The organism is Paenibacillus sp. FSL R7-0198, from assembly GCF_038000415.1.
In the GTDB taxonomy this organism is placed as follows: Bacteria; Bacillota; Bacilli; order Paenibacillales; family Paenibacillaceae; genus Paenibacillus.
On the sequence record NZ_JBBOCB010000001.1, the window covers coordinates 5,293,350 to 5,313,229 of the forward strand.

The 19,880-nt window shown below is 46.4% G+C and carries 19 protein-coding genes; 15 read left to right on the forward strand and 4 right to left on the reverse strand.

Features of this window, described 5'->3' with window-relative positions:
- The first annotated feature begins 6 nt into the window (after positions 1-6).
- From MKY87_RS22975 to MKY87_RS23000, 6 genes are all read left to right on the forward strand, one after another.
- A complete protein-coding gene (locus MKY87_RS22975) occupies positions 7-195 on the forward strand; it encodes a Flp1 family type IVb pilin (RefSeq protein ID WP_091033599.1) in 189 nt (62 codons plus the stop codon).
- Positions 179-853: a TadE/TadG family type IV pilus assembly protein gene (locus MKY87_RS22980; RefSeq protein ID WP_340966343.1), complete on the forward strand. Its 675-nt coding sequence runs from the start codon at positions 179-181 to the stop codon at positions 851-853. The genes MKY87_RS22975 and MKY87_RS22980 overlap by 17 nt, the downstream gene beginning before the upstream one ends.
- Positions 834-3,062: a hypothetical protein gene (locus MKY87_RS22985; protein ID WP_340966345.1), complete on the forward strand. Its 2,229-nt coding sequence runs from the start codon at positions 834-836 to the stop codon at positions 3,060-3,062. Before MKY87_RS22980 ends, MKY87_RS22985 begins: the two co-directional genes overlap by 20 nt.
- Before the next feature lie 29 nt (positions 3,063-3,091).
- A complete protein-coding gene (locus tag MKY87_RS22990) occupies positions 3,092-4,123 on the forward strand; it encodes a pilus assembly protein (RefSeq protein ID WP_445669463.1) in 1,032 nt (343 codons plus the stop codon).
- Positions 4,124-4,134: 11 nt separating this feature from the next.
- Entirely contained in the window at positions 4,135-4,650 is a 516-nt protein-coding gene (locus MKY87_RS22995) for an A24 family peptidase (RefSeq protein ID WP_340967530.1), read from the forward strand.
- Between the two features lie 338 nt (positions 4,651-4,988).
- Positions 4,989-6,755 carry a DUF6382 domain-containing protein gene (locus MKY87_RS23000; RefSeq protein ID WP_340966348.1) on the forward strand — a complete coding sequence of 589 codons (1,767 nt, stop codon included), beginning with the start codon at positions 4,989-4,991 and terminating at the stop codon, positions 6,753-6,755.
- 25 nt (positions 6,756-6,780) lie between these two features.
- Here MKY87_RS23000 and MKY87_RS23005 read toward each other — a convergent pair whose 3' ends face one another.
- Positions 6,781-7,692, reverse strand: a complete 912-nt coding sequence (locus MKY87_RS23005; protein ID WP_338592247.1) for a TIGR01777 family oxidoreductase — start codon at positions 7,690-7,692, stop codon at positions 6,781-6,783.
- A gap of 158 nt (positions 7,693-7,850) precedes the next feature.
- The gene (locus MKY87_RS23010; RefSeq protein WP_445669431.1) at positions 7,851-8,297 is read right to left on the reverse strand and encodes a DUF2621 domain-containing protein; all 447 of its coding nucleotides are present in this window, start codon (positions 8,295-8,297) and stop codon (positions 7,851-7,853) included.
- A gap of 191 nt (positions 8,298-8,488) precedes the next feature.
- On the opposite strand from MKY87_RS23010, the gene MKY87_RS23015 reads away from it, so the two are divergent.
- A complete protein-coding gene (locus MKY87_RS23015; RefSeq protein WP_091033584.1) occupies positions 8,489-9,595 on the forward strand; it encodes a deoxyribonuclease IV in 1,107 nt (368 codons plus the stop codon).
- A 42-nt stretch (positions 9,596-9,637) separates the two neighbouring features.
- Positions 9,638-10,531 carry a formyltetrahydrofolate deformylase gene (gene purU / locus MKY87_RS23020; RefSeq protein ID WP_339299868.1) on the forward strand — a complete coding sequence of 298 codons (894 nt, stop codon included), beginning with the start codon at positions 9,638-9,640 and terminating at the stop codon, positions 10,529-10,531.
- Between the two features lie 74 nt (positions 10,532-10,605).
- On the opposite strand, the gene MKY87_RS23025 is transcribed toward purU, so the two are convergent.
- The gene (locus MKY87_RS23025; RefSeq protein ID WP_340966349.1) at positions 10,606-11,085 is read right to left on the reverse strand and encodes a hypothetical protein; all 480 of its coding nucleotides are present in this window, start codon (positions 11,083-11,085) and stop codon (positions 10,606-10,608) included.
- 434 nt (positions 11,086-11,519) lie between these two features.
- Between MKY87_RS23025 and tkt the strand changes: the two genes are divergently transcribed.
- From tkt to MKY87_RS23050, 5 genes are all read left to right on the forward strand, one after another.
- Entirely contained in the window at positions 11,520-13,562 is a 2,043-nt protein-coding gene (tkt, locus tag MKY87_RS23030) for a transketolase (RefSeq protein WP_340966351.1), read from the forward strand.
- A gap of 334 nt (positions 13,563-13,896) precedes the next feature.
- On the forward strand, positions 13,897-14,214 hold the full coding sequence (gene ppnP, locus MKY87_RS23035; RefSeq protein ID WP_017689983.1) for a pyrimidine/purine nucleoside phosphorylase: 318 nt from the start codon (positions 13,897-13,899) through the stop codon (positions 14,212-14,214).
- A 236-nt stretch (positions 14,215-14,450) separates the two neighbouring features.
- Positions 14,451-15,806 (forward strand): glucose-6-phosphate isomerase, encoded by a 1,356-nt coding sequence (locus tag MKY87_RS23040; protein WP_017689982.1) that lies wholly within the window; start codon positions 14,451-14,453, stop codon positions 15,804-15,806.
- Between the two features lie 176 nt (positions 15,807-15,982).
- A complete protein-coding gene (locus tag MKY87_RS23045) occupies positions 15,983-16,615 on the forward strand; it encodes a YigZ family protein (RefSeq protein ID WP_036669098.1) in 633 nt (210 codons plus the stop codon).
- Between the two features lie 5 nt (positions 16,616-16,620).
- Positions 16,621-17,223, forward strand: coding sequence for a TetR/AcrR family transcriptional regulator (locus tag MKY87_RS23050; RefSeq protein ID WP_076209447.1), 603 nt, complete (start codon positions 16,621-16,623; stop codon positions 17,221-17,223).
- A gap of 189 nt (positions 17,224-17,412) precedes the next feature.
- Here the strand turns inward: MKY87_RS23050 and MKY87_RS23055 are convergent, their stop codons facing one another.
- A complete protein-coding gene (locus MKY87_RS23055) occupies positions 17,413-17,814 on the reverse strand; it encodes a secondary thiamine-phosphate synthase enzyme YjbQ (protein ID WP_091033577.1) in 402 nt (133 codons plus the stop codon).
- 456 nt (positions 17,815-18,270) lie between these two features.
- On the opposite strand from MKY87_RS23055, the gene cysT reads away from it, so the two are divergent.
- Both cysT and MKY87_RS23065 read left to right on the forward strand, forming a co-directional pair.
- Positions 18,271-19,086 (forward strand): sulfate ABC transporter permease subunit CysT, encoded by an 816-nt coding sequence (gene cysT, locus MKY87_RS23060; protein ID WP_017689978.1) that lies wholly within the window; start codon positions 18,271-18,273, stop codon positions 19,084-19,086.
- Positions 19,083-19,880, forward strand: a complete 798-nt coding sequence (locus MKY87_RS23065) for a sulfate ABC transporter permease subunit (RefSeq protein ID WP_340966352.1) — start codon at positions 19,083-19,085, stop codon at positions 19,878-19,880. Before cysT ends, MKY87_RS23065 begins: the two co-directional genes overlap by 4 nt.

The window sequence follows — 19,880 nt, forward strand, 5'->3', positions numbered from 1 at the left end:
ATTGGGATGATGGAAGTATTGAAAAACAAGGTAAACGCGTTTTGGGAGGAAGAGGACGGACTCGGCACGTTGGAGCTGATTCTGATTATCGGGGTTATTATCATTATTGCTTTGATTTTTAAAGACCAAATTAAAAAATTGGTAGAAAGATTGTTAACTAATGTGAGTAATAAAAGTAATGAATTCTTCGAATAACAAGTTCAAAAAGGAAGAAGGGAGCTTCACGGTTGAAGCCTCCCTGATCTTTCCTGTTATGCTGTTTATTCTTGTGTTGTTGCTCTTCTTTACCATGTACATGTATCAAAAGACATTTTTGAATCAACACGCCTATGCAGCTTCCGAACGTGCAGCCTATAGCTGGGACAACAGCCACAAGCAGGCGATGACGGGTGAAGTTGTCGCTGGAGAACATGACAATCTGTACTGGAGACTGACGGATGATCGTATGCTTGGAACACTATTTGGCTGGGTGGGAGCGGATAATCAGGTTAGCGTTTCTATACCTGCTGGTGAAGGCGGCAATCTTTCGGAACAGAAATTAGCACAAGCGGTGCAGCATATGCCCTCAGCTATGAAAGGAACGATTGAGTATCAGAATTTTCTGATTCAGCGGAAAATAACAACCAAGCTGGAACAAGTAATTTCTTTGCCTCTTCCTTCTTTTTTGTTCGATTCAGGTAACCGTGTCCTCACTCAAGGATCGTCCGCAGTTGTTGAACCGGTTGAATTCATTCGAACGGTAGATCTGGTCCGTTATTACGCAGCCAAGTTTAAAGGCAAAGGCGGTGCGGCGACCAGTACAGCGGCAGAAGCCGGACAGGTTGTGCAGCATTTTGGCAAAAGCAAAAAGTGAGAAAAGGAGGAGGGCGGAGCTGTTTAGAAAAAAAGACGGTGAGTCGGGAGCCGTAACCCTTTTTTTAATATTAATATTGGCCGGTGTTTATATGTTTGTCGCTATATTTATTGATTACGCTCGTATAGCGGCATTCAAGGTGCAGACCGAACGCATGACTCATGCTGCGATGAGATCCGTCATGTCAGCCTATGACACATCACTCCGGGGGTATGGTTTATTTGGGTATGGGGACAGCAGTGGGGATGCAATTATGGCTAAAGTGTTGAATGATAGCGTGAAGCCTTCAGCTGTAAAAGATGGATTTCCCATTCTGGATATCCAGTGGGATACAACTTCGCTGAGCATGGAGCGTGAACTGGGCAGATACGATATATTTAATCGCCAGATTCAGGAGGACATGAAGTATCGGGCTCCGGTTGATTTTACCCTTGAAGTGATCAATCGGTTCAAACCGATGTCAGACGAGATGAAGGAAGCTGCGCACACGGTAGACTTGCTGAAAAAATTACAGAAGTTATATGACAAACGTGAAGAACTACTGGATGAAGTCATTGCTAATCAGACGGAATCCGCGGAGAAGCTGAAGAATCTTCCAAAGTTGATCATGGACCCGCCTTCACAAGTTATCTATGAAGAAATGTTGGAAGAAACACCAGAGACAGCTGACGAGGCAGCAGCACGTTATGCAGATTATCTGAACAAGAAACAGGCGGATGAGGGATTGCCGTTCAGAGAGCAACGATACATATTGGAACTGGCTCGTTATCGGACCGGTGTTGGTAATGTGGTGACAGGCATCAGCATGATCATGCAGCCCGCGTTACAGGCCCATCAAACAAAGCTGGAGGAAGCACAGTCCAAGATCGAAGAAGCACGCAAGATCAATGAGGAAATGAAACGTGTAATCGCTGAGGGGGAGAACCGTTCGCAGAATGCCAGCTACGACAATGTGGGCAACTCGAATCTTCCTGGGACGAGTCCTGCATCTACTGGATCAGGAAGTGAAGCCAAAAGTACACGTTCTCTTGCTTCGGAGCTTGTGAGGGCAGATAGCCTATTTGATCAGTTGAAGGCACGGGTTGTTTCCCAGAATTCGGACTTCTCTAACGTCAGAAGAGACAACATGGAACTGAATACACAGCTTCGCAGTGTCACGGCCATGAGCGGTGTTCCGATTAAACCGGCGGTCAGACAGGCAAGTCAGGTTACGGAACGATATATGGACACTTATGTACGTAGCGGTCCTGCCAATCTCATCCTCCAAAGTAAGCAGCAGCTGGAGAGTGGTCGTGGGTCGGATGCCCAACGCAAAGCGAATGACAAAGAATCCAAAGGGAAATTAAAGGAAGTCAAACGAATCTTGTCGCAGATTCAGAATGGAAGTTCGGGTTCCATGGACGCTTTCAAACAGTTGGAGGAATATTACAACGCTAATATTGCTTTTAACGAGGCTAGTCGTGAGGAGGCCAAAAAGGTAGAGATTGCTGGAGATCCTTATGAGTCTGGTGGCGATGCCATGAAGGGAATGGACAGTTTGTTTGGCGGGATGTCCGGTATGCTGGACAGTCTTGGTGACGAATTATTTCAGAATGAATATGCTTTAGCCTATTTCAACTCCATGGATTTTGGTCAGTTATTTACCTGGACTGAAGGTGGTGGAGATGCTGGTGATGTCTTCAAATTGGAGAATCAGGAACTGGAGTATATCGTTTACGGGTTTCATAATCCATCGGGTAACATCGCTGCGGCATATGCGGAAATCTTCGGAATGCGGCTGGCTATTCGAACGGCAGAAGGGTTAATTGAGTACAGCAAGCTTGGGAACCCACTTCTGGTATTATCGGCGGCAATCTTATACGGGATTACAAACGCCATTGCCGATATGGTGAAACTAGCAAAAGAGGGCAGTGTGGAATTGTCCAAGTATATCAAGGTCAAATTGACGTATAGGGACCATCTTCGATTGTTCCTCTTGATGCACAGCAACAATGAACGCAAAATGTCCAGAATGCTGGCGCTAATTCGATTGAATACGGGTGTGAATCCGGATGAGAAACAGACGTATGCTTCGGGTAACATGCGCAGCAGCATCAAGCTGTGGTTTTTACCAGGGGTGGTTAGAAGCATAGGTGCAGTTATGGGTAGTGCGGATCAGGTTGAAGATGGGCGATTTTTCATTGAGCGGAAGGCGGATTATTCCTATTGAATGATCAGGATCGTTTCGGTGGAGGGATTATGGATAAGCAGCAACAATATGAAAAAGAAAGCGCACAATTGCAGATTCGTTTAACACGAATAATCAGATTGCAACGATTGAAGTCTCTGAATAAGCAGATATGTTCTCCGAAAAAGGAACAGGGCAGCATGGTTCTGGAAGCCTCACTGGTGTTACCTGTCTTTCTGTTCTTTATCATGTTTCTCATCTTCATTGTGCAAATGACTCTAATCTCCACAGCTTTACAGAGTACAGCAGGGGAAGCAGTAAAGCAATTATCAACGAAAATATATCCCGTTTCCCTGGCATTCACACCTTCTGATTCTGCCGGCGGAGAAGGTTCTGGAGGGGGTTGGAAGATACCAGAATTATCTCTGACGGAATGGGCAGAAGGTTATGCTTCTTCTCTACCTGAGCCATTAAGTGATTGGGTACGTTCAGCAGCGGCTAGTGGTGAACAGCCACTACAGGAGGTCAAGACATCCGTCTTGGAAACTGTACTTGATCCCACGGTAAAACCGCTGCTTCAACCATTTATCGAGCCAACGCTGCTGAATATGGAACGTGTTCATGTGAATGGCATTTCGATACCTGATCTAAAAAACAAAACAAATCCATATTTCCGACTTGAACTGAGTTATGAATTGCCGGTAAAAGTTCCCTTTCTCAGTAAACCGCTACGGATTCAGGCTGCTGCGGCAGAACGGGTATGGATTGGAGATACCGGAGAAGGATCAGATGGCAGCGCAGGAGACGGGGATACTGCGGGTTCAGCAACGGTACTGTCGAAGCCTGACCCGGCTTACATAGGCAACAATGCAACGATCAAGGTGAAGGTAGAACCAGGAGCGACAGCCAACTTAACGATATTTTACAAGTCAGGTGAAAGTTCTGCGAAGCACATTGGCTGGGCCACCGCAGATGAGAATGGAATTATTGAATGGAACTGGTTTGTTGGTACTCGGACAACAGAAGGAACATGGAGTTTTGTTGTCGAGACAGGGGAAGGTGCCAAGACGGAGACTACGTTTGCAGTGGCCTCCAGAAAATAAGGAAGGGGATGATGGAGGTGGAGTGGTTTTACATTGCCTGTGGCATATACATTATTGCAGCTTTTATTACAGATATTCGTTCCATGAAAATTCCAAATCGATTGACTTTACCTGTGACTGTTGCAGGCGTACTGGCCCATATCATATGGGGAGGTTGGGATGGTTTTTTGTTCTCAGCCGCTGGATTTGCAGCAGGTTTTGGCATTTTGTTTCTGATGTATGCGATTGGGGCCGTAGGAGCAGGAGATGTGAAATTGTTTGGTGGGATTGGCGCATGGACAGGGCTTGCTTTTGGCATTCATGTCATTATTTACTCCGTTTTGTATGCGGGAGCCATTGGTTTAGTGATACTTCTATTCCGCAAGGACTCAGCGAAACGGATTCGGGGTATGGCAGGCAGTCTTGCAGGTTTTTTCATGCTCGGTTCGCTCAAGCTGGTAAATAAAGAGAAGACATTGAAGTTTCCGTTTATGCTGGCGGTGTTACCTGGATTTATTACGGTCCTTGTCTCAAGACTTTTCCCTTGATATCAGGAGTCTGGAAAACGTTAGGATAACAGCGATCGAAGATAGCACTGCGATTGGAGTGGAAGAGTGTGGTGTATTGTAACTCAACTTATATCAACTAAACTTTTTACACGAGAACGGAGAGGACGGAAAAAAACCTGAAGAAGCGGAGCTAAAAGCTTTCTGAAATAAAGCTGCATCGGAAGCATATGCTTCGCCTTTATCCCCGGATTTTCCCCTTTACAAAGGGAATCGAGAAATCTGGGGATAACAGCGATCGGAAGGTTGTTCCGTCATCGAAGTACCCAGTGTAACTTTCTTTAGTTGATCCTATATAGCAACGGAAAGAGAGGATTGGCATGTATGGATTAACGAGAGATTTTATTCGTAATGGTGGAGCGTTCATGGTTTTGGAAAAAGCAGAAGGGTTACGAATGGAGGAATTGAGCCGGGTGCAGATGGGGATGTTGTCCTCCAATCAGATTCCGCGACTTCTTCCTGTTCATATTCGGGAAGTCGATCGAAATGTAACTTTGCAGTACGACATATCAGGGTACAAGATGTTATCCCAGATGTTAAAGTCAAGCAAAATCAAGTTGCGTGTTCTGTATGGTCTGTTGTTTCAACTAGCCGATGCCTTCACGGAATGCCGACAGTATATGTTGGAGCCTCGTAAATTATTGATCCAGGAAGAGTACTTGTTCATCAACGGTTCATTCGAACAGGGTGAGCTTGGAATGGTCTATGTACCAATCATGGATACGGTTGAAGTTGATCCAACGCCGCAGCAATTCCGTGAGCTTGTGATCAGGCTGATGGCCCAGGTGCAGGAACTCCAAGGGGAAGGCATTCAGCGTGTTCTGCAGTTATGTGACAATGAACGCTGGGATATCAGACAGTTGCGAGAGCTTCTGCTGGAATTATATGCTGACGAGCAAGAGAATGGAGGAAGCGCAGCATTTCTCTCGTCCAGAACTTCGGAAACCTTCGATAATTCAAAAGGTAATCTTCATTTGTCGATTTCTGAGCGGGATAGCAGATTAGCCAATTCTCGATCATATCAACCCGGTGCTCCTGTTCAAAATGCTGCTGTGGAGCCGCAACTAAATTTCCGTCAGCCGCAGAAAACGAGTGAATCCGAGGTGGGAGACATTCCGTTGAGATCTCGAACCTTTCCAGGCAGGCGCTCATCTGAGCAATCTTCATTAGAGAGATCAAATAGCATGGATCAGGGACTGAGTAATCGATATGATTCTCTAGAGCGTGTTGATATGGAAGTAGAGGAGAAGCCCGGTTCTTCCAAAGTAACCTATATCATATTGGGCTGCATGGTTGCCATGGCATTGGTATGGAGATTTATTTACATGGAGCAACCGGGACAGACGCAGATGATCCTGTGCATGGTACTAAGCCTTGGCTTGCTTGGTGTAGCAGGATGGACGTGGAAGCGCAAGGGAAGTCCTCATAATGACTCAGAGAATAAGAGGTCTTTTTCATTTAATTTAGGTAAGAACAAAGGCGAGCAAACGGAAGAGGTTGAGGAATTATTTCAGGAGAGTTGGCGCTGGAATGCAGCTGAAAGACCAGCGGAACGCATAAATCAAACAGTTGCATCCGCCTCAGAAGGTGGTAGCGAGCATTCTCGTTATCAAAGTCTGCATATGACATCTGAACACTCCGAACCACCGATCGTTCAGCGTCATGTGGAAACGGTAGCTTCAACTTCAGAGCTAATTCGACAGGATGCAGTTGCGGAGGCAACCGTGAATTTGCAGAATCTGAGTGGAGGTAATGTTATAGGGGCAGGCCCGGTGATGGCGTCTTATTATCTTGAACGAAGATCTGGCACCGGTGATCAACATGAACGGATGGATGTGCAAGGAGCATCTTTTGTCATCGGAAGATCAGCAGACATGGTTCAGTGGGTGGACACAGCGACCGGGGTGTCCCGTGCTCATGTGGAATTGAGCCGGAACAAATCGGGCTATGTGATTAAGGATCTGGGTTCCGTCAATGGCACCGTTCTTCAGGGCAATATTCTTGCTCCGTATAAGGAGTATCCATTGGCGGATGGAGACACATTTACACTTGCGGAATCAGTTTACACCTATCGGTCGGTTGGATAAGACATAGTTCAATCTCGTGGTACAATCAGTCGGATAAGCCACGGTGCTTCAGATCTTCAAGAGCCTGTGTTAATGTTGGGAAGGTGAACTGGAATCCGTGGTCGAGAGCTTTTTGCGGAATGACTCTCTGCCCCTGAAGCACGACAACGGATAGTTCTCCGACCAAGGTTTTAATTAGGAAGCTGGGTACGGGGAACCAGTGAGGGCGATGATACACCTTGCCCACCGTGCGACCGAATTCATCATTGGTGACAGGGTTCGGTGAGGAAGCATTGACCGGACCTGATACTTGTTTATTTTGAATACTAAAATCAATGAGTCTTACGATATCCATAATGTGAATCCAGCTAGTCCATTGCTTGCCACTGCCGATCTTGCCACCAACACCCAGCATGTAAGGAAGTTTCATCAATGGAAAAGCCCCTCTTTTATGTCCAAGAACCAGACTTACCCGGATTTTAACGAGTCTTACATTTTTGATTGCATCTGCAGCAACTTCCCATTGTTCCGAGACCCGGGAAGGGAAATTCATTGATTTTTGCGGACTATTCTCGTCAAAGGTTTCGTTAGGGGAGGTTCCATAAATGGCCATGGCCGAAGCCTGAACGACCACTTCCGGCTTTTGTTCCAAGGATTCCACCAATCGGGCTACCCGCGCTACGGTCGTGACTCTGGATTCAACAATCTCCAGCTTTGCCTTGGTTGTCCAACGTTGATTCAGCGTTTCTCCGGCAAGGTTAACGAGAGCGTCCATACCTTCCAGCAAGTGAGGTTGTTCTTCGACTTGTTCCCACGATATATATGAAAGATTTTTACTTGGATTATGCAAGTCAGGCAGTTTTCGTGTAATAACTTTCACATGGTGCCCGGCTTGCAGCCAGTAATCTACAAGTGCTCCTCCCACAAATCCGGTACCTCCACAAATGGCAATTTTCATATCAAACATCCTCTCTGATTTTCACTGCGCTGATATATACCGTTGAATCGACAAACAGCCCCGTACGGTAAGCAATGCCTGTTGGGAACAACTTACCTGACGGAGCATATCTGTATCTAATTAACCAAATCCATATGCCACTTAACTCATCTTTTATTTTATTTAATCAAATGTTGATAAGGGGAATAATCGATTTTGTTTTTCTCCAAAAATTTCACCAAAAACTTATTATCCCGCTTCGGTGTGGCAATAATGTATCCTTTAATGCAATGATCTCTCGATACTTCCGTTGCGTTGTCTTCGACTGCAATTTTACCAATCTCTGCAGCAATGGAATGTTTGGCGATGTCACGAAATGGCCCAGGTACAGGCTCCACGAGTTGATCCAAAAAAGCTTTGGCTTCATCAGTCCACAAGTGACGGCTGGCTTCAACCCAATAATTCTGCCAATCCAGTTTGGACTTTCCGTCTGCTTTTGGTAGCACTTTTAAAAACTTGCGCATCATGAAAAATCCACCGATACACATGCTGCCAAGCAATACAAAAGTCCAGAATGCGATCGTATTCATAAACCAATTGCTGGGGGAACTGCTGGTCAGTATCATCGCGTAGGAGTCGAAAATCATTGCGGAGTCACCTCGGTTCATTGATTTTCACGGAAAGACGGATTCCGCCTACCCATGTTCCACATAGTAGCTGTTAAAAATAGCCTCTATCCCGAATTATAGCGCATTTCTAGATTTATTTCGATAATCGCGTTAGAATAAGGGATAATTCAGATTAAGGGGGATCAATAATGCTGAAAATCGGCTCCCACGTGTCCTTTTCGGACAAGGGATTATTGAGTGCAACGAAGGAAGCGTCCTCGTACGGTTCCAGTTCGTTTATGATATATACGGGTGCACCACAGAATACACGTCGCAAGCCAATTGAATCCATGTATATTGAAGAAGGCAAACTTGCCATGCAAGAGGGTGGAATGGAAGATATCGTTGTCCATGCACCGTACATTATTAATCTTGGCTCATACAAAGACAACACGTATAGACTCGCTGTAGATTTCCTTCAGGAAGAGATCCGTCGTACACATGCCATTGGTGTGAAGAACATCGTATTACATCCCGGCGCATTTACAGACAAAGATGCCCACTATGGGATCGGACGGATCGCAGAAGGGTTGAATGAAGTGCTGGAGGGTGTGAAAGAGACAGATGTGAACATTGCTCTGGAAACCATGGCTGGCAAAGGTACGGAAATGGGTCGCAGTTTCGAAGAGATCGCTCAGATTATTGAGAAAGTAACGTATAACGAGCGCCTCACTGTGTGTATGGATACATGTCACATTCATGATGCCGGATATGATATCGTTAATGATTTTGACGGTGTACTGGAACAATTCGATCGCACGGTAGGACTTGACCGCATTGCCGTAATGCATATTAATGATAGTAAGAATGCTGTGGGTGCGCACAAGGACCGTCATACACCAATTGGCTCCGGCTGGATCGGGTTTGAGGCGATTAACCGCATCGTCAACCATGAGAAGCTTCAAGGACGTCCATTTATTCTGGAGACACCTTGGATTGGTAAAGAGGCCAAGACACAGCGTCCAATGTATGAGGTGGAGATTGCCCTGCTTCGTGGGGATGTTGCCGGTCGATTCGGCCAGGATTTCCTGACAGAAGTAGAACAGTTGCAACACTTTTTCAAAGGTAAAGAGATTGAGTCTCGTTCGTATATTCTGGATGTGTGGACGTTGCTCAAAAATGATGCCAAAGCCAAAAAGGCAGATCCGCGCGAACCGCTGGAACGCCTCTATGACATGGTGACTGAAGCTGCTTTATTCCCGCATTTGAATGAAGAACAACTGAATCATCGCTTGATTGCATGGCTTGCGGGTTAACCCCGCAGGTCATGGCTTAATTGAAGGAGGAAGAATAACCCGATGGAGATCCACACTAAACAAGTACGCCCTGATTCTAAAAACCGCGCCGATCGTGCGCGCATGCTTATTTCCTGTCCGGATGGTCCAGGAATTGTAGCTGCCGTATCTCACTTCTTGCACCAGCATGGTGCAAACATTGTTCAGTCGGACCAGTACACCATGGACCCTGCTGGCGGCATGTTCTTTATGCGAATTGAGTTTGATCTTCCGCAATTGTTGGTCAATTTACCGAAACTGGAAGCTGATTTTGCAGAAGTAGCAAGCCGTTTTCAGATGGAATGGACGTTATCTGCGGTTAGCCGCAAGAAGAAACTGGCTATCTTTGTATCCAAAGAAGATCATTGTCTGGTTGAATTGTTGTGGCAATGGCAGGCAGGCGACCTAGATGCCGATATTGCGCTTGTGGTCAGCAACCATCTGGACATGAAGGACTATGTAGAATCATTTGGCATTCCATATCATCATATTCCGGTTACAGCAGACACGAAGAAAGAAGCGGAACAGCGTCAACTGGACGTCATTGGCAATGATGTGGATGTGATTATTCTGGCTCGTTACATGCAGATCATCTCTCCCATGTTCATTGAGCACTACCGTAATCGAATCATTAATATCCACCATTCGTTCCTGCCAGCCTTTGTGGGTGGTAAACCGTATGCGCAGGCGTACAACCGTGGTGTCAAAATTATCGGTGCGACAGCGCACTATGTTACGGAAGAACTGGATGGCGGCCCGATTATTGAACAGGATGTGCAGCGTGTAAGCCACGGGGACGATGTAACCGAGCTGAAGCGTATTGGACGTACCATTGAGCGGGTTGTGCTTGCACGTGCCGTGAAATGGCATGTCGAAGACCGTGTTCTTGTTCATGAAAATAAAACCGTTGTATTTTAAGCTCATGCTTTAATACTGTGCAAGGTTGATTCGGAAACACATAATAGACTAACAAAAAGGCGACCCCAATTCGTTTACGAAGCGGGAGTCGCTTTTTTTGCATTCATAATATACTTTCCGCACAAGCCAAGCATAATACCAAACAGCAGATGTCCTACAATCCAGTAGAGGATGGCGGACACATCGTACAGGTCTGGCACACGTGATGACAATTGAGAGAGTGGGATATAGAGCAGGGACGAAACTGCACCGAGCATAATTCCTTTGAACATAGGGCGGCCTGAATGCCTTACCCACCACAGATAGAAGATACCGATGACAACGGACACGATGAGATGCAAAGCAAATTCAATGAATTCGGGTAAGGTTGGCGGAAGACCAGGTACAAAATCAATATTCAGCAGCAGGGTATATACTTGTTCACCTGTGTTGGCCTGAATCACTTTAAGGAAAAATCCCAGGATAACTCCCGAGAGAACCCCCGTTAAAATACCGGATATCCAGGGTAATGAGTGTTTTACCGATGTTGATGGGTGAGCCGCAGAATCTGGCATGATCGCAACCTCCTATGATTGACGTATGTACATCTGAAAAGTAAACCATAGCCCAACTTTCGAATCCATATTCAGGAACATTATATGTGAATTGAGGATGAATATCTAAAAAATGCATGGTTTTCAGGTTAAAGGTTATACTTCATGCGATGGATTTGTGAGGCTCCTTAAGTCTGCTTTTGGAATTTAGTACCTTTTAAAGTACGATTTTTGCTTGATTGGCCAAGGATTATTCATCACAAACAATCGATTTTTCATGAACTTCTCAAAGAAGGTTATGGAAAAGCTTCACGCCAAGTGATACAATACAAAAGTGAATAAGTCAAAATGAAACACTCAAGCGGATTCACTTATTGTGAAATTCGGTTTGCTTGTATGATGAGAGGGATTCGCTTGCGCACCCGACTTATCTAAAGACATGAGGAGGACAAACCATGACTGACAAGAACGAAGCGATTCAAAAGGACGAGAACAGCACGATCGACAACCTGTCGATTACTACCGTACGTACTTTGGCGATTGATGCAATTGAGAAGGCAAATTCCGGACATCCGGGTATGCCTATGGGCTCCGCTCCAATGGGGTACCAACTTTTTGCAAAAACGATGACTCATAACCCGGACCACCCAACTTGGGTTAACCGGGACCGTTTTGTCCTGTCTGCAGGACATGGCTCCATGTTGCTGTACAGCTTGCTGCACCTGAGCGGATATGATCTTCCAATGGAAGAACTGAAACAGTTCCGTCAATGGGGAAGCAAAACACCGGGTCACCCGGAATTCGGACATACTGCAGGTGTTGATGCAACTACCGGCCCACTGGGTCAAGGTATTGCAATGGCTGTTGGTATGGCGATGGCTGAAGCTCAACTGGGCGCAACATACAATAAAGACAAGTTCAACGTAGTTGACCACTACACTTACGCAATCTGTGGTGATGGCGACTTGATGGAAGGCGTATCGCATGAATCAGCTTCCCTGGCTGGACGTTTGCACCTGGGTAAACTGATCATGTTGTTCGACTCCAATGACATCACGTTGGATGGTAAATTGGATCTGTCTTCTTCTGAAAGCATCGCTAAGCGTTTTGAAGCTTATGGCTGGCAAGTGCTGCGGGTTGAAGATGGTAACGATCTGCCTGCAATCGAAAAAGCAATTCAGGAAGGTCAAGCAGATACACTGCGTCCTACACTGATCGAAGTTAAAACGGTTATCGGTTATGGTAGCCCGAACAAACAAGGTAAAGGCGGCCACGGCGGTACTCACGGATCTCCACTGGGTGCAGACGAAGCCAAATTGACTAAAGAGTATTACAAATGGGTTTACGAAGAAAACTTCCACGTACCAGCTGAAGTTCGCGATCACTTTGCACAAGTGAAAGATCGTGGTATCTCTGCTAATAAAGCTTGGGACGAGAAATTTGCCGAGTACAAAAAAGCATACCCTGAGCTGGCAGCTCAATTTGAAACAGCGATTAACGGCGACCTTCCAGAAGGTTGGGACCGTGATCTTCCTAAATATGCAGCAACAGACAAAGCGCTCTCCACTCGTGTAGCATCCGGTAACGCTCTGAACGGTCTGGCGCACAATGTGCCACAACTGACAGGTGGATCTGCTGACTTGGAAAGCTCGACAATGACTCACTTGAACAACCTGGAGAACTTCACACCTGAAGATTACTCCGGCCGTAACATCTACTTCGGTATCCGTGAATTCGGTATGGCTGGAGCAATGAACGGTATGGCACTGCACAGCGGTGTGAAAGTATTCGGAGGTACGTTCTTCGTATTTACCGATTACCTGCGTCCGGCTGTTCGTCTGGCTGCCCTGATGGGATTGCCTGTAACGTATGTTCTGACTCACGACAGTATCGCTGTTGGTGAAGACGGTCCTACGCACGAACCGATCGAGCAATTGGCATCACTGCGTATCATTCCTAACCTGACGGTTATTCGTCCGGCTGACGGTAATGAAACTTCGGCTGCTTGGGCTTACGCGCTTGAGAACAAGAGCAACCCGGTTGCACTCGTACTCACTCGTCAAAACCTGCCGATCCTCGAAGGTACCGTTGAAGGTTCGCGTGAGAACGTGAAACGTGGTGCTTATGTTGTCTCTGATGCAAAAGATGGCAAAGCGGTAGCACAAATCATCGCTACAGGTTCTGAAGTGCAATTGGCTGTTAAAGCTCAAGCAGCACTTGCAGAACAAGGCATCCAAGTTCGCGTAATCAGCATGCCAAGCTGGGATCTGTTCGAGAAACAAGACAAAGCTTACAGAGAGTCCGTTCTTCTTCCGGATGTTAAAGCTCGCCTTGCGATTGAAATGGCTTATCCAATGGGCTGGGAGAAATATGTTGGCGATCAAGGTGACATTCTCGGAATCAGCACATTTGGTGCTTCCGCGCCTGGCGACCGTGTTATCCAAGAGTATGGCTTTACAGTGGACAACGTGGTTAGCCGCGTAAAAGCATTGCTGTAATAGAGGTTGTTCAAAAAGTCTGCTTTTGATTACGAAGGATGCCTCACGGCATCATCAGCGTCGAATATGGGATTCAGCCGAAATGTCCGTTGCTCACGTAGTTTTCTCCTACGCTCCGCTACTCCATTTCTAGCTTCATACCATCGTCTCGGTACTGAAAACCTAACTTTTTGAACACGCACTTTAGCTTCATAAACGCTGCTATGGTTGGGAGGGCATCATGCTGTCCTGATCCATGGCAGCAAGTTATTTCCGCAGAACATGGGCGGTGATTCGTTATCGCCCTGATCTGTTTTGCCTTTTGTTTTCATTAACTCCAGGGGAGCGGGTACGCATGTCACAATTCGATCAAGTCAGTGTAGTGAAAGAGGCCAACATTTATTATGATGGTCAAGTAACCAGCAGAACGGTTATTTTGGGGGATGGCAGCAAAGTGACTCTGGGCATCATGCTTCCAGGCAGTTATGAGTTCGGTACGGATTCTCGTGAAATTATGGAGATTCTGTCCGGAGATCTGAAAGTATTGCTTCCCGGAGAAGAAGAGTGGCAAGAGATTCAAGGTCAAGCTACGTTCCACGTGCCTGCCGAATCCAAATTTAAACTGGAGATACGCAGCGTTACTGACTACGTCTGCTCGTACCCGGCGGAATAACATAAGAAGGGTAAGCAGAACCGCAACCTGCGGATTCGGTTTACCCTTTTTACTTCTTGAATTCTAACGACAAAGTTCGAGCTGCAAGCTTGTCAGCCCCGTGGATTTGAAGTATCCTTAAGGCAAGTTGTTTAGAATGGAATACGGACATAATATAAGAGGTTGTTCAAAAAGTCCGCTTTTGATTACAAAGTTTGAACACGCAATATAATCGAAATCAGGAGGTTTTTGAGATCATGGCAAAAAAAGTGACATTTGACTATAGCACGGCATTGCAATTTGTAAATCAGCACGAAGTGGATTATTTCGCAGAACCGATTCGTCTGGCTCACGAGCAGCTTCACAACGGAACAGGAACAGGCTCCGATTATCTGGGCTGGATTGACCTGCCAACAGCTTATGACAAAGAAGAATTTGCCCGCATTCAAAAAGCGGCTGCCAAAATCCAAAGCGACTCCGAAGTACTGATCGTTATCGGTATCGGTGGATCATACCTGGGTGCACGTGCAGCGATTGAAATGCTGACTCACTCTTTCTATAACAATCTGCCAAAAGACAAACGCAAAACGCCTGAAATCTATTTTGCAGGAAACAATATCAGCTCCACATATGTAACTCATTTGCTGGACCTGGTTGAAGGCAAAGATTTCTCCGTCAACGTTATCTCCAAATCCGGTACAACAACTGAGCCGGCTATTGCATTCCGTATCTTCCGTGCAGCACTGGAAGAGAAATATGGTAAAGAAGAAGCTCGCAAACGCATCTATGCTACAACAGACAAAGCGCGCGGTGCACTGAAAGAACTGGCAAATGCAGAAGGATACGAATCTTTCATTATCCCTGATGATGTTGGTGGACGTTACTCCGTTCTGACAGCTGTAGGTTTGCTGCCAATCGCAGCAGCGGGTATCAGCATCGAAGAAATGATGCAAGGTGCGGCTGATGCATCCAAAGAATACAGCAACCCGAACGTAGCTGAGAATGAAGCATATCAATATGCTGCAGTTCGTAACGCATTGTATCGTAAAGGTAAAGGCACGGAGATTCTTGTAAACTATGAGCCTTCCCTGCACTTCGTGTCCGAGTGGTGGAAACAGTTATTCGGAGAGAGTGAAGGTAAAGACTACAAAGGAATCTATCCAGCATCTGTTGATTTCTCTACAGACTTGCACTCCATGGGTCAATTCATCCAGGAAGGTAGCCGGAATATCTTCGAAACTGTTATCCAGGTTACTGAAGTTGCTGAGCATATCTCAATCAAATCCGATCCGGACGATCTGGATGGTTTGAACTTCCTTGAAGGCAAAACTATGGACTTTGTTAACAAAAAAGCGTTCCAAGGAACACTGCTTGCACATACGGATGGTCAAGTACCAAATCTGATTGTGAACATTCCAGATATGACTCCATATTCTTTCGGATATCTGGTATACTTCTTTGAAAAAGCATGCGGTATCAGTGGCTACCTGCTGGGCGTCAATCCATTTGACCAACCAGGCGTGGAAGCTTACAAGAAAAATATGTTCGCATTGCTGGGCAAACCAGGCTTTGAAGAAGAGAAAGCAGCGCTCGAAGCGAGACTTTCTGAATAATTCATTGGTCTGCTCATATAGTTGAATAAGGTAATGTAAATCTAACCGGGAATCACTGTTCGTGTACGATTCAGGGTCCCCGGATGTAGATAACCAGGGCAGTTCGTCCGCGTTCGCGCGGTGAACTGCTTTCTTGTAAAATGGACTCAGGAAAAGATCAGAAAGTTGGATTTGGGATGATTGAACGTTATCGCACGGTTCGAGGACCGGGCAATCTGGAAATTGTAATCAAAAAGTCGCGATTTATCGGTCATATTATGCCGGTCACGACAGAGGAAGAGGCCGTTGCCTTTATTGATGAGATCAAGAAAAAACATTGGAATGCGACTCATAACTGCTCTGCGTATATGATTGGGGAGCGGGATGAGATCCAGAAGCAATCCGATGACGGGGAACCCAGCGGAACAGCAGGGAAACCTATTCTTGAAGTGATCAAAAATCAGAAATTAAAAAATGTGGCAATTGTGGTTACGCGATACTTTGGGGGAATTATGCTTGGAGCCGGTGGGTTAATTCGTGCTTATACGGATGGTGCTGTAGCAGCCATTGAAGCCGGAGAAGCCATTACCAACGTGCTGCATCGTGAAGTGTTTGTTGAACTGGATTATACGTGGCTGGGTAAAGTGGAAAATGAGTTAAGAAGCCGGGAAGTCCGTACAGGTGAAACTGGATTCACCGATAAGGTTACGTTGACTTGTCTTCCGCCGGATAGTGAAACCGAGGCATTTATAGCCTGGATCACGGATTTGACGCAAGGGCAATCCCGGATCACGGAGGGACAGCGGCTTTATTTTATTGAAGGGGAATAAAATATATGGCTAGAAGAGCAGTCGAACAGGAGTTGTCGAGGGAGCGGATACTGGAGGCGGCGAGGCACCTTTTTATTACCAAAGGATACCGCGCCATTTCGATGCGAAGCATCGGCCAGCATCTGGGCTATAGTCATGGGTCGCTGTATTATCACTTTAAGGAAAAGGCAGAGCTGTTCTATGCCATCGTGGTTGAAGATTTTAATCATCTGGGGCATTTGCTGCTGCAAGCTATGGTCAGGCCGGTTCGTGATGATGTGAGCAAGGTAGAGCACATTATGATGGAGTTTATTCGCTTTGGTCTGGAGAATCCATACCAATACGAAATCATGTTTATGATCAGGGACGAAGAACTGTTGTCTTATTGTCGTACCGAACAGGGACGTTGCTTCGAATTGTTTGCATCGATTATAAGGCAGTATATGAATGAAGAGAACTGTACGGAAGAGGATATTCAAAGAGTACCGCGTACGCTATTTTTGGCTATGCACGGATTCATTTCTTATTACATTCAGGACCGTTTAACGTTTGTGGAGATTGAATCGTCTGCGCTGTCTCATGTCAAAGTGCTGTGCCGCAATCTGGGTCAGCAGCCTGGCGACCAATAATGGCGCTATTGTTGCACCTCTACACTTCAGGGCGGTGATTTGTCATAACTTTAATTCTTTATAACGTTGTCTCGCGAAAGTTAGTATGCGCAGCAGACCAAGTCAGGCGGCTCCGACCCGAAATGAGGGTGGACCGCCTGTTTGTGTTTGCAAAAATGAATGAGTTGGTGGTAGGCCTGTTGGACCCAACTAACCTTCCATAATTTTGAGGAAATATTCCCGCTCACGTGGTCCATCGAATTCACAAAAGTAAATGCCTTGCCAGCGGCCAAGCAGCAGCCTGCCTTCGTGAATAATCACTGTCTGTGATGGCCCTGTTGTAATGGATTTGAGGTGAGAGGCTGTATTACCTTCGGCATGTCGATACTCGGGATGCTCCCAAGGGTAGACTTCGTCCAGGCGCAACAAGACATCGTGTTTTACATCCGGGTCTGCATTTTCATTGATGGCAATACCTGCTGTCGTATGTGGACAGTAGATGAGTACCGTCCCGTTCTGGACCCCGCTACGCTGGACAACCTGCTTCACGTCCCATGTGATATCCTTCATTTCATCTCGTGTGGAAGTGGATATATTCTTCGTATATAACATGTTAAATCACTCCTTAGGATCTCATTTCTTACCCTCGATTGTACCTTAACCACTACATACCAAACAAACCACATATGAAGACGGATATGTAAATCGCACAATAACGGAGAGGGCAGAAATAACCCGAAGAAGCGGAAGCGTTCGCCTTTATCACCGGATTTCCCCTTAATAAAAGGGGATCAAAGAAATCTGGGGGTAACAGTGATCGGAAGGTTGTTCTGGCCGCGCAGTGTGCAGTGCGATTTTTATTAATCGTTCTCATATGAGGCCCAATTATATTCAATAAAAGCATTGACGATTAGCACTGCAAACTGGTAAAGTATCAGAAAAGCAAAACCAAGTAGACTAATGGGAATAATATTAAAGCAATATCATCCAACTTAGGAAAAATGTCGTATTGAAGCCAGGAAGACTGCCGACCGGAGATAAAGCCGGAGGCTGGGAGGGAACGCAGCAATGAATACCGTTCTTCGTCATAAGGGATGGACTTGGGGATTTCGCAGTACCGTGTTGTTATATTTTATCGTACTTATTGTACTTCCAATCATCGGTGTGTACGTCAATTCCTTCTCCGAAGGATGGAGCAACTTTGTTCAGAGCATTATGGACCCCATCGCGTGGAAAGCCGTACTGCTCACCATTCGGCTGGCCGTCATTGCCACGCTGATTAATGTGGTTTTGGGCACGATGATCGCCTGGGTGTTAACAAGGTATCGCTTTGTGGGCCGATCGTTTCTTAACAGTCTGGTTGATCTCCCGTTTGCACTGCCTACAGCGGTGGGTGGCTTGATGATTATGCTGCTTTTGGGTCCGGTCAGTGCCATCGGGAAACTGGCAGAATCCATGGGATTTGAGATTGTGTTTCATCAGCCCGCCATTGTTATAGCGATGACCTTTGTCACGTTTCCGTTTGTTATCCGTGCAGTGCAGCCTTTGCTGGAAGAAATCGATCCTTCCGAGGAAGAGGCCTCGTACACGATGGGGGCATCCAAGGCTCGCACGTTCATGCAGGTTATTTTGCCGTCCATGGCACCTGGCATGATCAGTGGAGGGATGCTCGCTTTCTCCAGAGGACTGGCTGAATTCGGGGCTGTTGTGCTGGTGGCTGGTAACATTCCGGGAAGAACACTGACCGCTTCCGTATTTATCTACGGGGAGATTGAAAGTGATAATCCAACGGGAGCTGCTGCTGTATCCGTGTTGCTCCTGACGCTCTCCTTCCTGATCCTCTGGCTGATCAATCTGGTGCAGATGCGGGGGAGAAGACGATGAGACGACTCTTAATCGGACTGACGTTTGCGGTATTTATTGTACTGCTGATCATCCCGCTTGGACGAATTTTTATTGGGGCATTTGAAGACGGGGCAGGTGGATTCCTGAAAGGGTTAATGCGCCCTGAGGCGTTACATGCCTTGATGATGACCGGACTGGTTGTCCTGGTGGTCACCCTGTTAAATACATTGTTTGGCATCATGATGGCTCTGTATCTGGTTCGTGCCGGATGGCTGAGTGAACGGATAAAAGGGCTGCTGAACAGCATTGTAGACCTGCCTTATGCCGTATCTCCTGTCATTGGCGGCTTGATGATTGTGTTGATGTTGGGACCTAACAGCATTATGGGCGCTTTTTTTGAAGGGATGGGATTCAATGTGGTCTATGCCTTCCCAGGTATGGTGATCGCAACGTTATTTGTTACCTTTCCACTGATGGTCAGAGAGGTTATGCCTGTCCTGCAGGAACTCGGTTCTCAGCAAGAGGAGGCCGCATCTACACTTGGCGCCTACGGCTGGAGAACGTTCTGGAGTGTGACATGGCCTTCGATCCGCTGGGCGGTAGTGTATGGTCTAGTCTTGACGGTTGCGCGCTCGCTTGGGGAATTCGGTGCAGTGCTGGTTGTATCCGGTAATATTATGAACAAAACGCAGACAGCAACAACCCTGGTGTATCAGGATGTTGAGAATTTTAATGTAGCTGCCGCAAATGGTGTGGCATTGGTGCTGGTCACCTTCTCCGTCGGGCTGCTGCTTATGATGGAATGGGCCAAGAAGCGAAAGGAAGTGCATTGA

What these genes read in the sequence shown, in the direction of transcription:
- MKY87_RS22975 (WP_091033599.1), top strand. Translation starts at nt 7, where the DNA reads ATGATGGAAGTATTGAAAAACAAGGTAAACGCGTTTTGGGAGGAAGAG.
- MKY87_RS22980 (WP_340966343.1), top strand. Translation starts at nt 179, where the DNA reads ATGAATTCTTCGAATAACAAGTTCAAAAAGGAAGAAGGGAGCTTCACG.
- MKY87_RS22990 (WP_445669463.1), top strand. Translation starts at nt 3,092, where the DNA reads ATGGATAAGCAGCAACAATATGAAAAAGAAAGCGCACAATTGCAGATT.
- MKY87_RS22995 (WP_340967530.1), top strand. Translation starts at nt 4,135, where the DNA reads ATGGAGGTGGAGTGGTTTTACATTGCCTGTGGCATATACATTATTGCA.
- MKY87_RS23000 (WP_340966348.1), top strand. Translation starts at nt 4,989, where the DNA reads ATGTATGGATTAACGAGAGATTTTATTCGTAATGGTGGAGCGTTCATG.
- MKY87_RS23005 (WP_338592247.1), bottom strand. Translation starts at nt 7,692, where the DNA reads ATGAAAATTGCCATTTGTGGAGGTACCGGATTTGTGGGAGGAGCACTT.
- MKY87_RS23010 (WP_445669431.1), bottom strand. Translation starts at nt 8,297, where the DNA reads ATGATACTGACCAGCAGTTCCCCCAGCAATTGGTTTATGAATACGATC.
- MKY87_RS23015 (WP_091033584.1), top strand. Translation starts at nt 8,489, where the DNA reads ATGCTGAAAATCGGCTCCCACGTGTCCTTTTCGGACAAGGGATTATTG.
- purU (WP_339299868.1), top strand. Translation starts at nt 9,638, where the DNA reads ATGGAGATCCACACTAAACAAGTACGCCCTGATTCTAAAAACCGCGCC.
- MKY87_RS23025 (WP_340966349.1), bottom strand. Translation starts at nt 11,085, where the DNA reads ATGCCAGATTCTGCGGCTCACCCATCAACATCGGTAAAACACTCATTA.
- tkt (WP_340966351.1), top strand. Translation starts at nt 11,520, where the DNA reads ATGACTGACAAGAACGAAGCGATTCAAAAGGACGAGAACAGCACGATC.
- ppnP (WP_017689983.1), top strand. Translation starts at nt 13,897, where the DNA reads ATGTCACAATTCGATCAAGTCAGTGTAGTGAAAGAGGCCAACATTTAT.
- MKY87_RS23040 (WP_017689982.1), top strand. Translation starts at nt 14,451, where the DNA reads ATGGCAAAAAAAGTGACATTTGACTATAGCACGGCATTGCAATTTGTA.
- MKY87_RS23045 (WP_036669098.1), top strand. Translation starts at nt 15,983, where the DNA reads ATGATTGAACGTTATCGCACGGTTCGAGGACCGGGCAATCTGGAAATT.
- MKY87_RS23050 (WP_076209447.1), top strand. Translation starts at nt 16,621, where the DNA reads ATGGCTAGAAGAGCAGTCGAACAGGAGTTGTCGAGGGAGCGGATACTG.
- MKY87_RS23055 (WP_091033577.1), bottom strand. Translation starts at nt 17,814, where the DNA reads ATGTTATATACGAAGAATATATCCACTTCCACACGAGATGAAATGAAG.
- cysT (WP_017689978.1), top strand. Translation starts at nt 18,271, where the DNA reads ATGAATACCGTTCTTCGTCATAAGGGATGGACTTGGGGATTTCGCAGT.
- MKY87_RS23065 (WP_340966352.1), top strand. Translation starts at nt 19,083, where the DNA reads ATGAGACGACTCTTAATCGGACTGACGTTTGCGGTATTTATTGTACTG.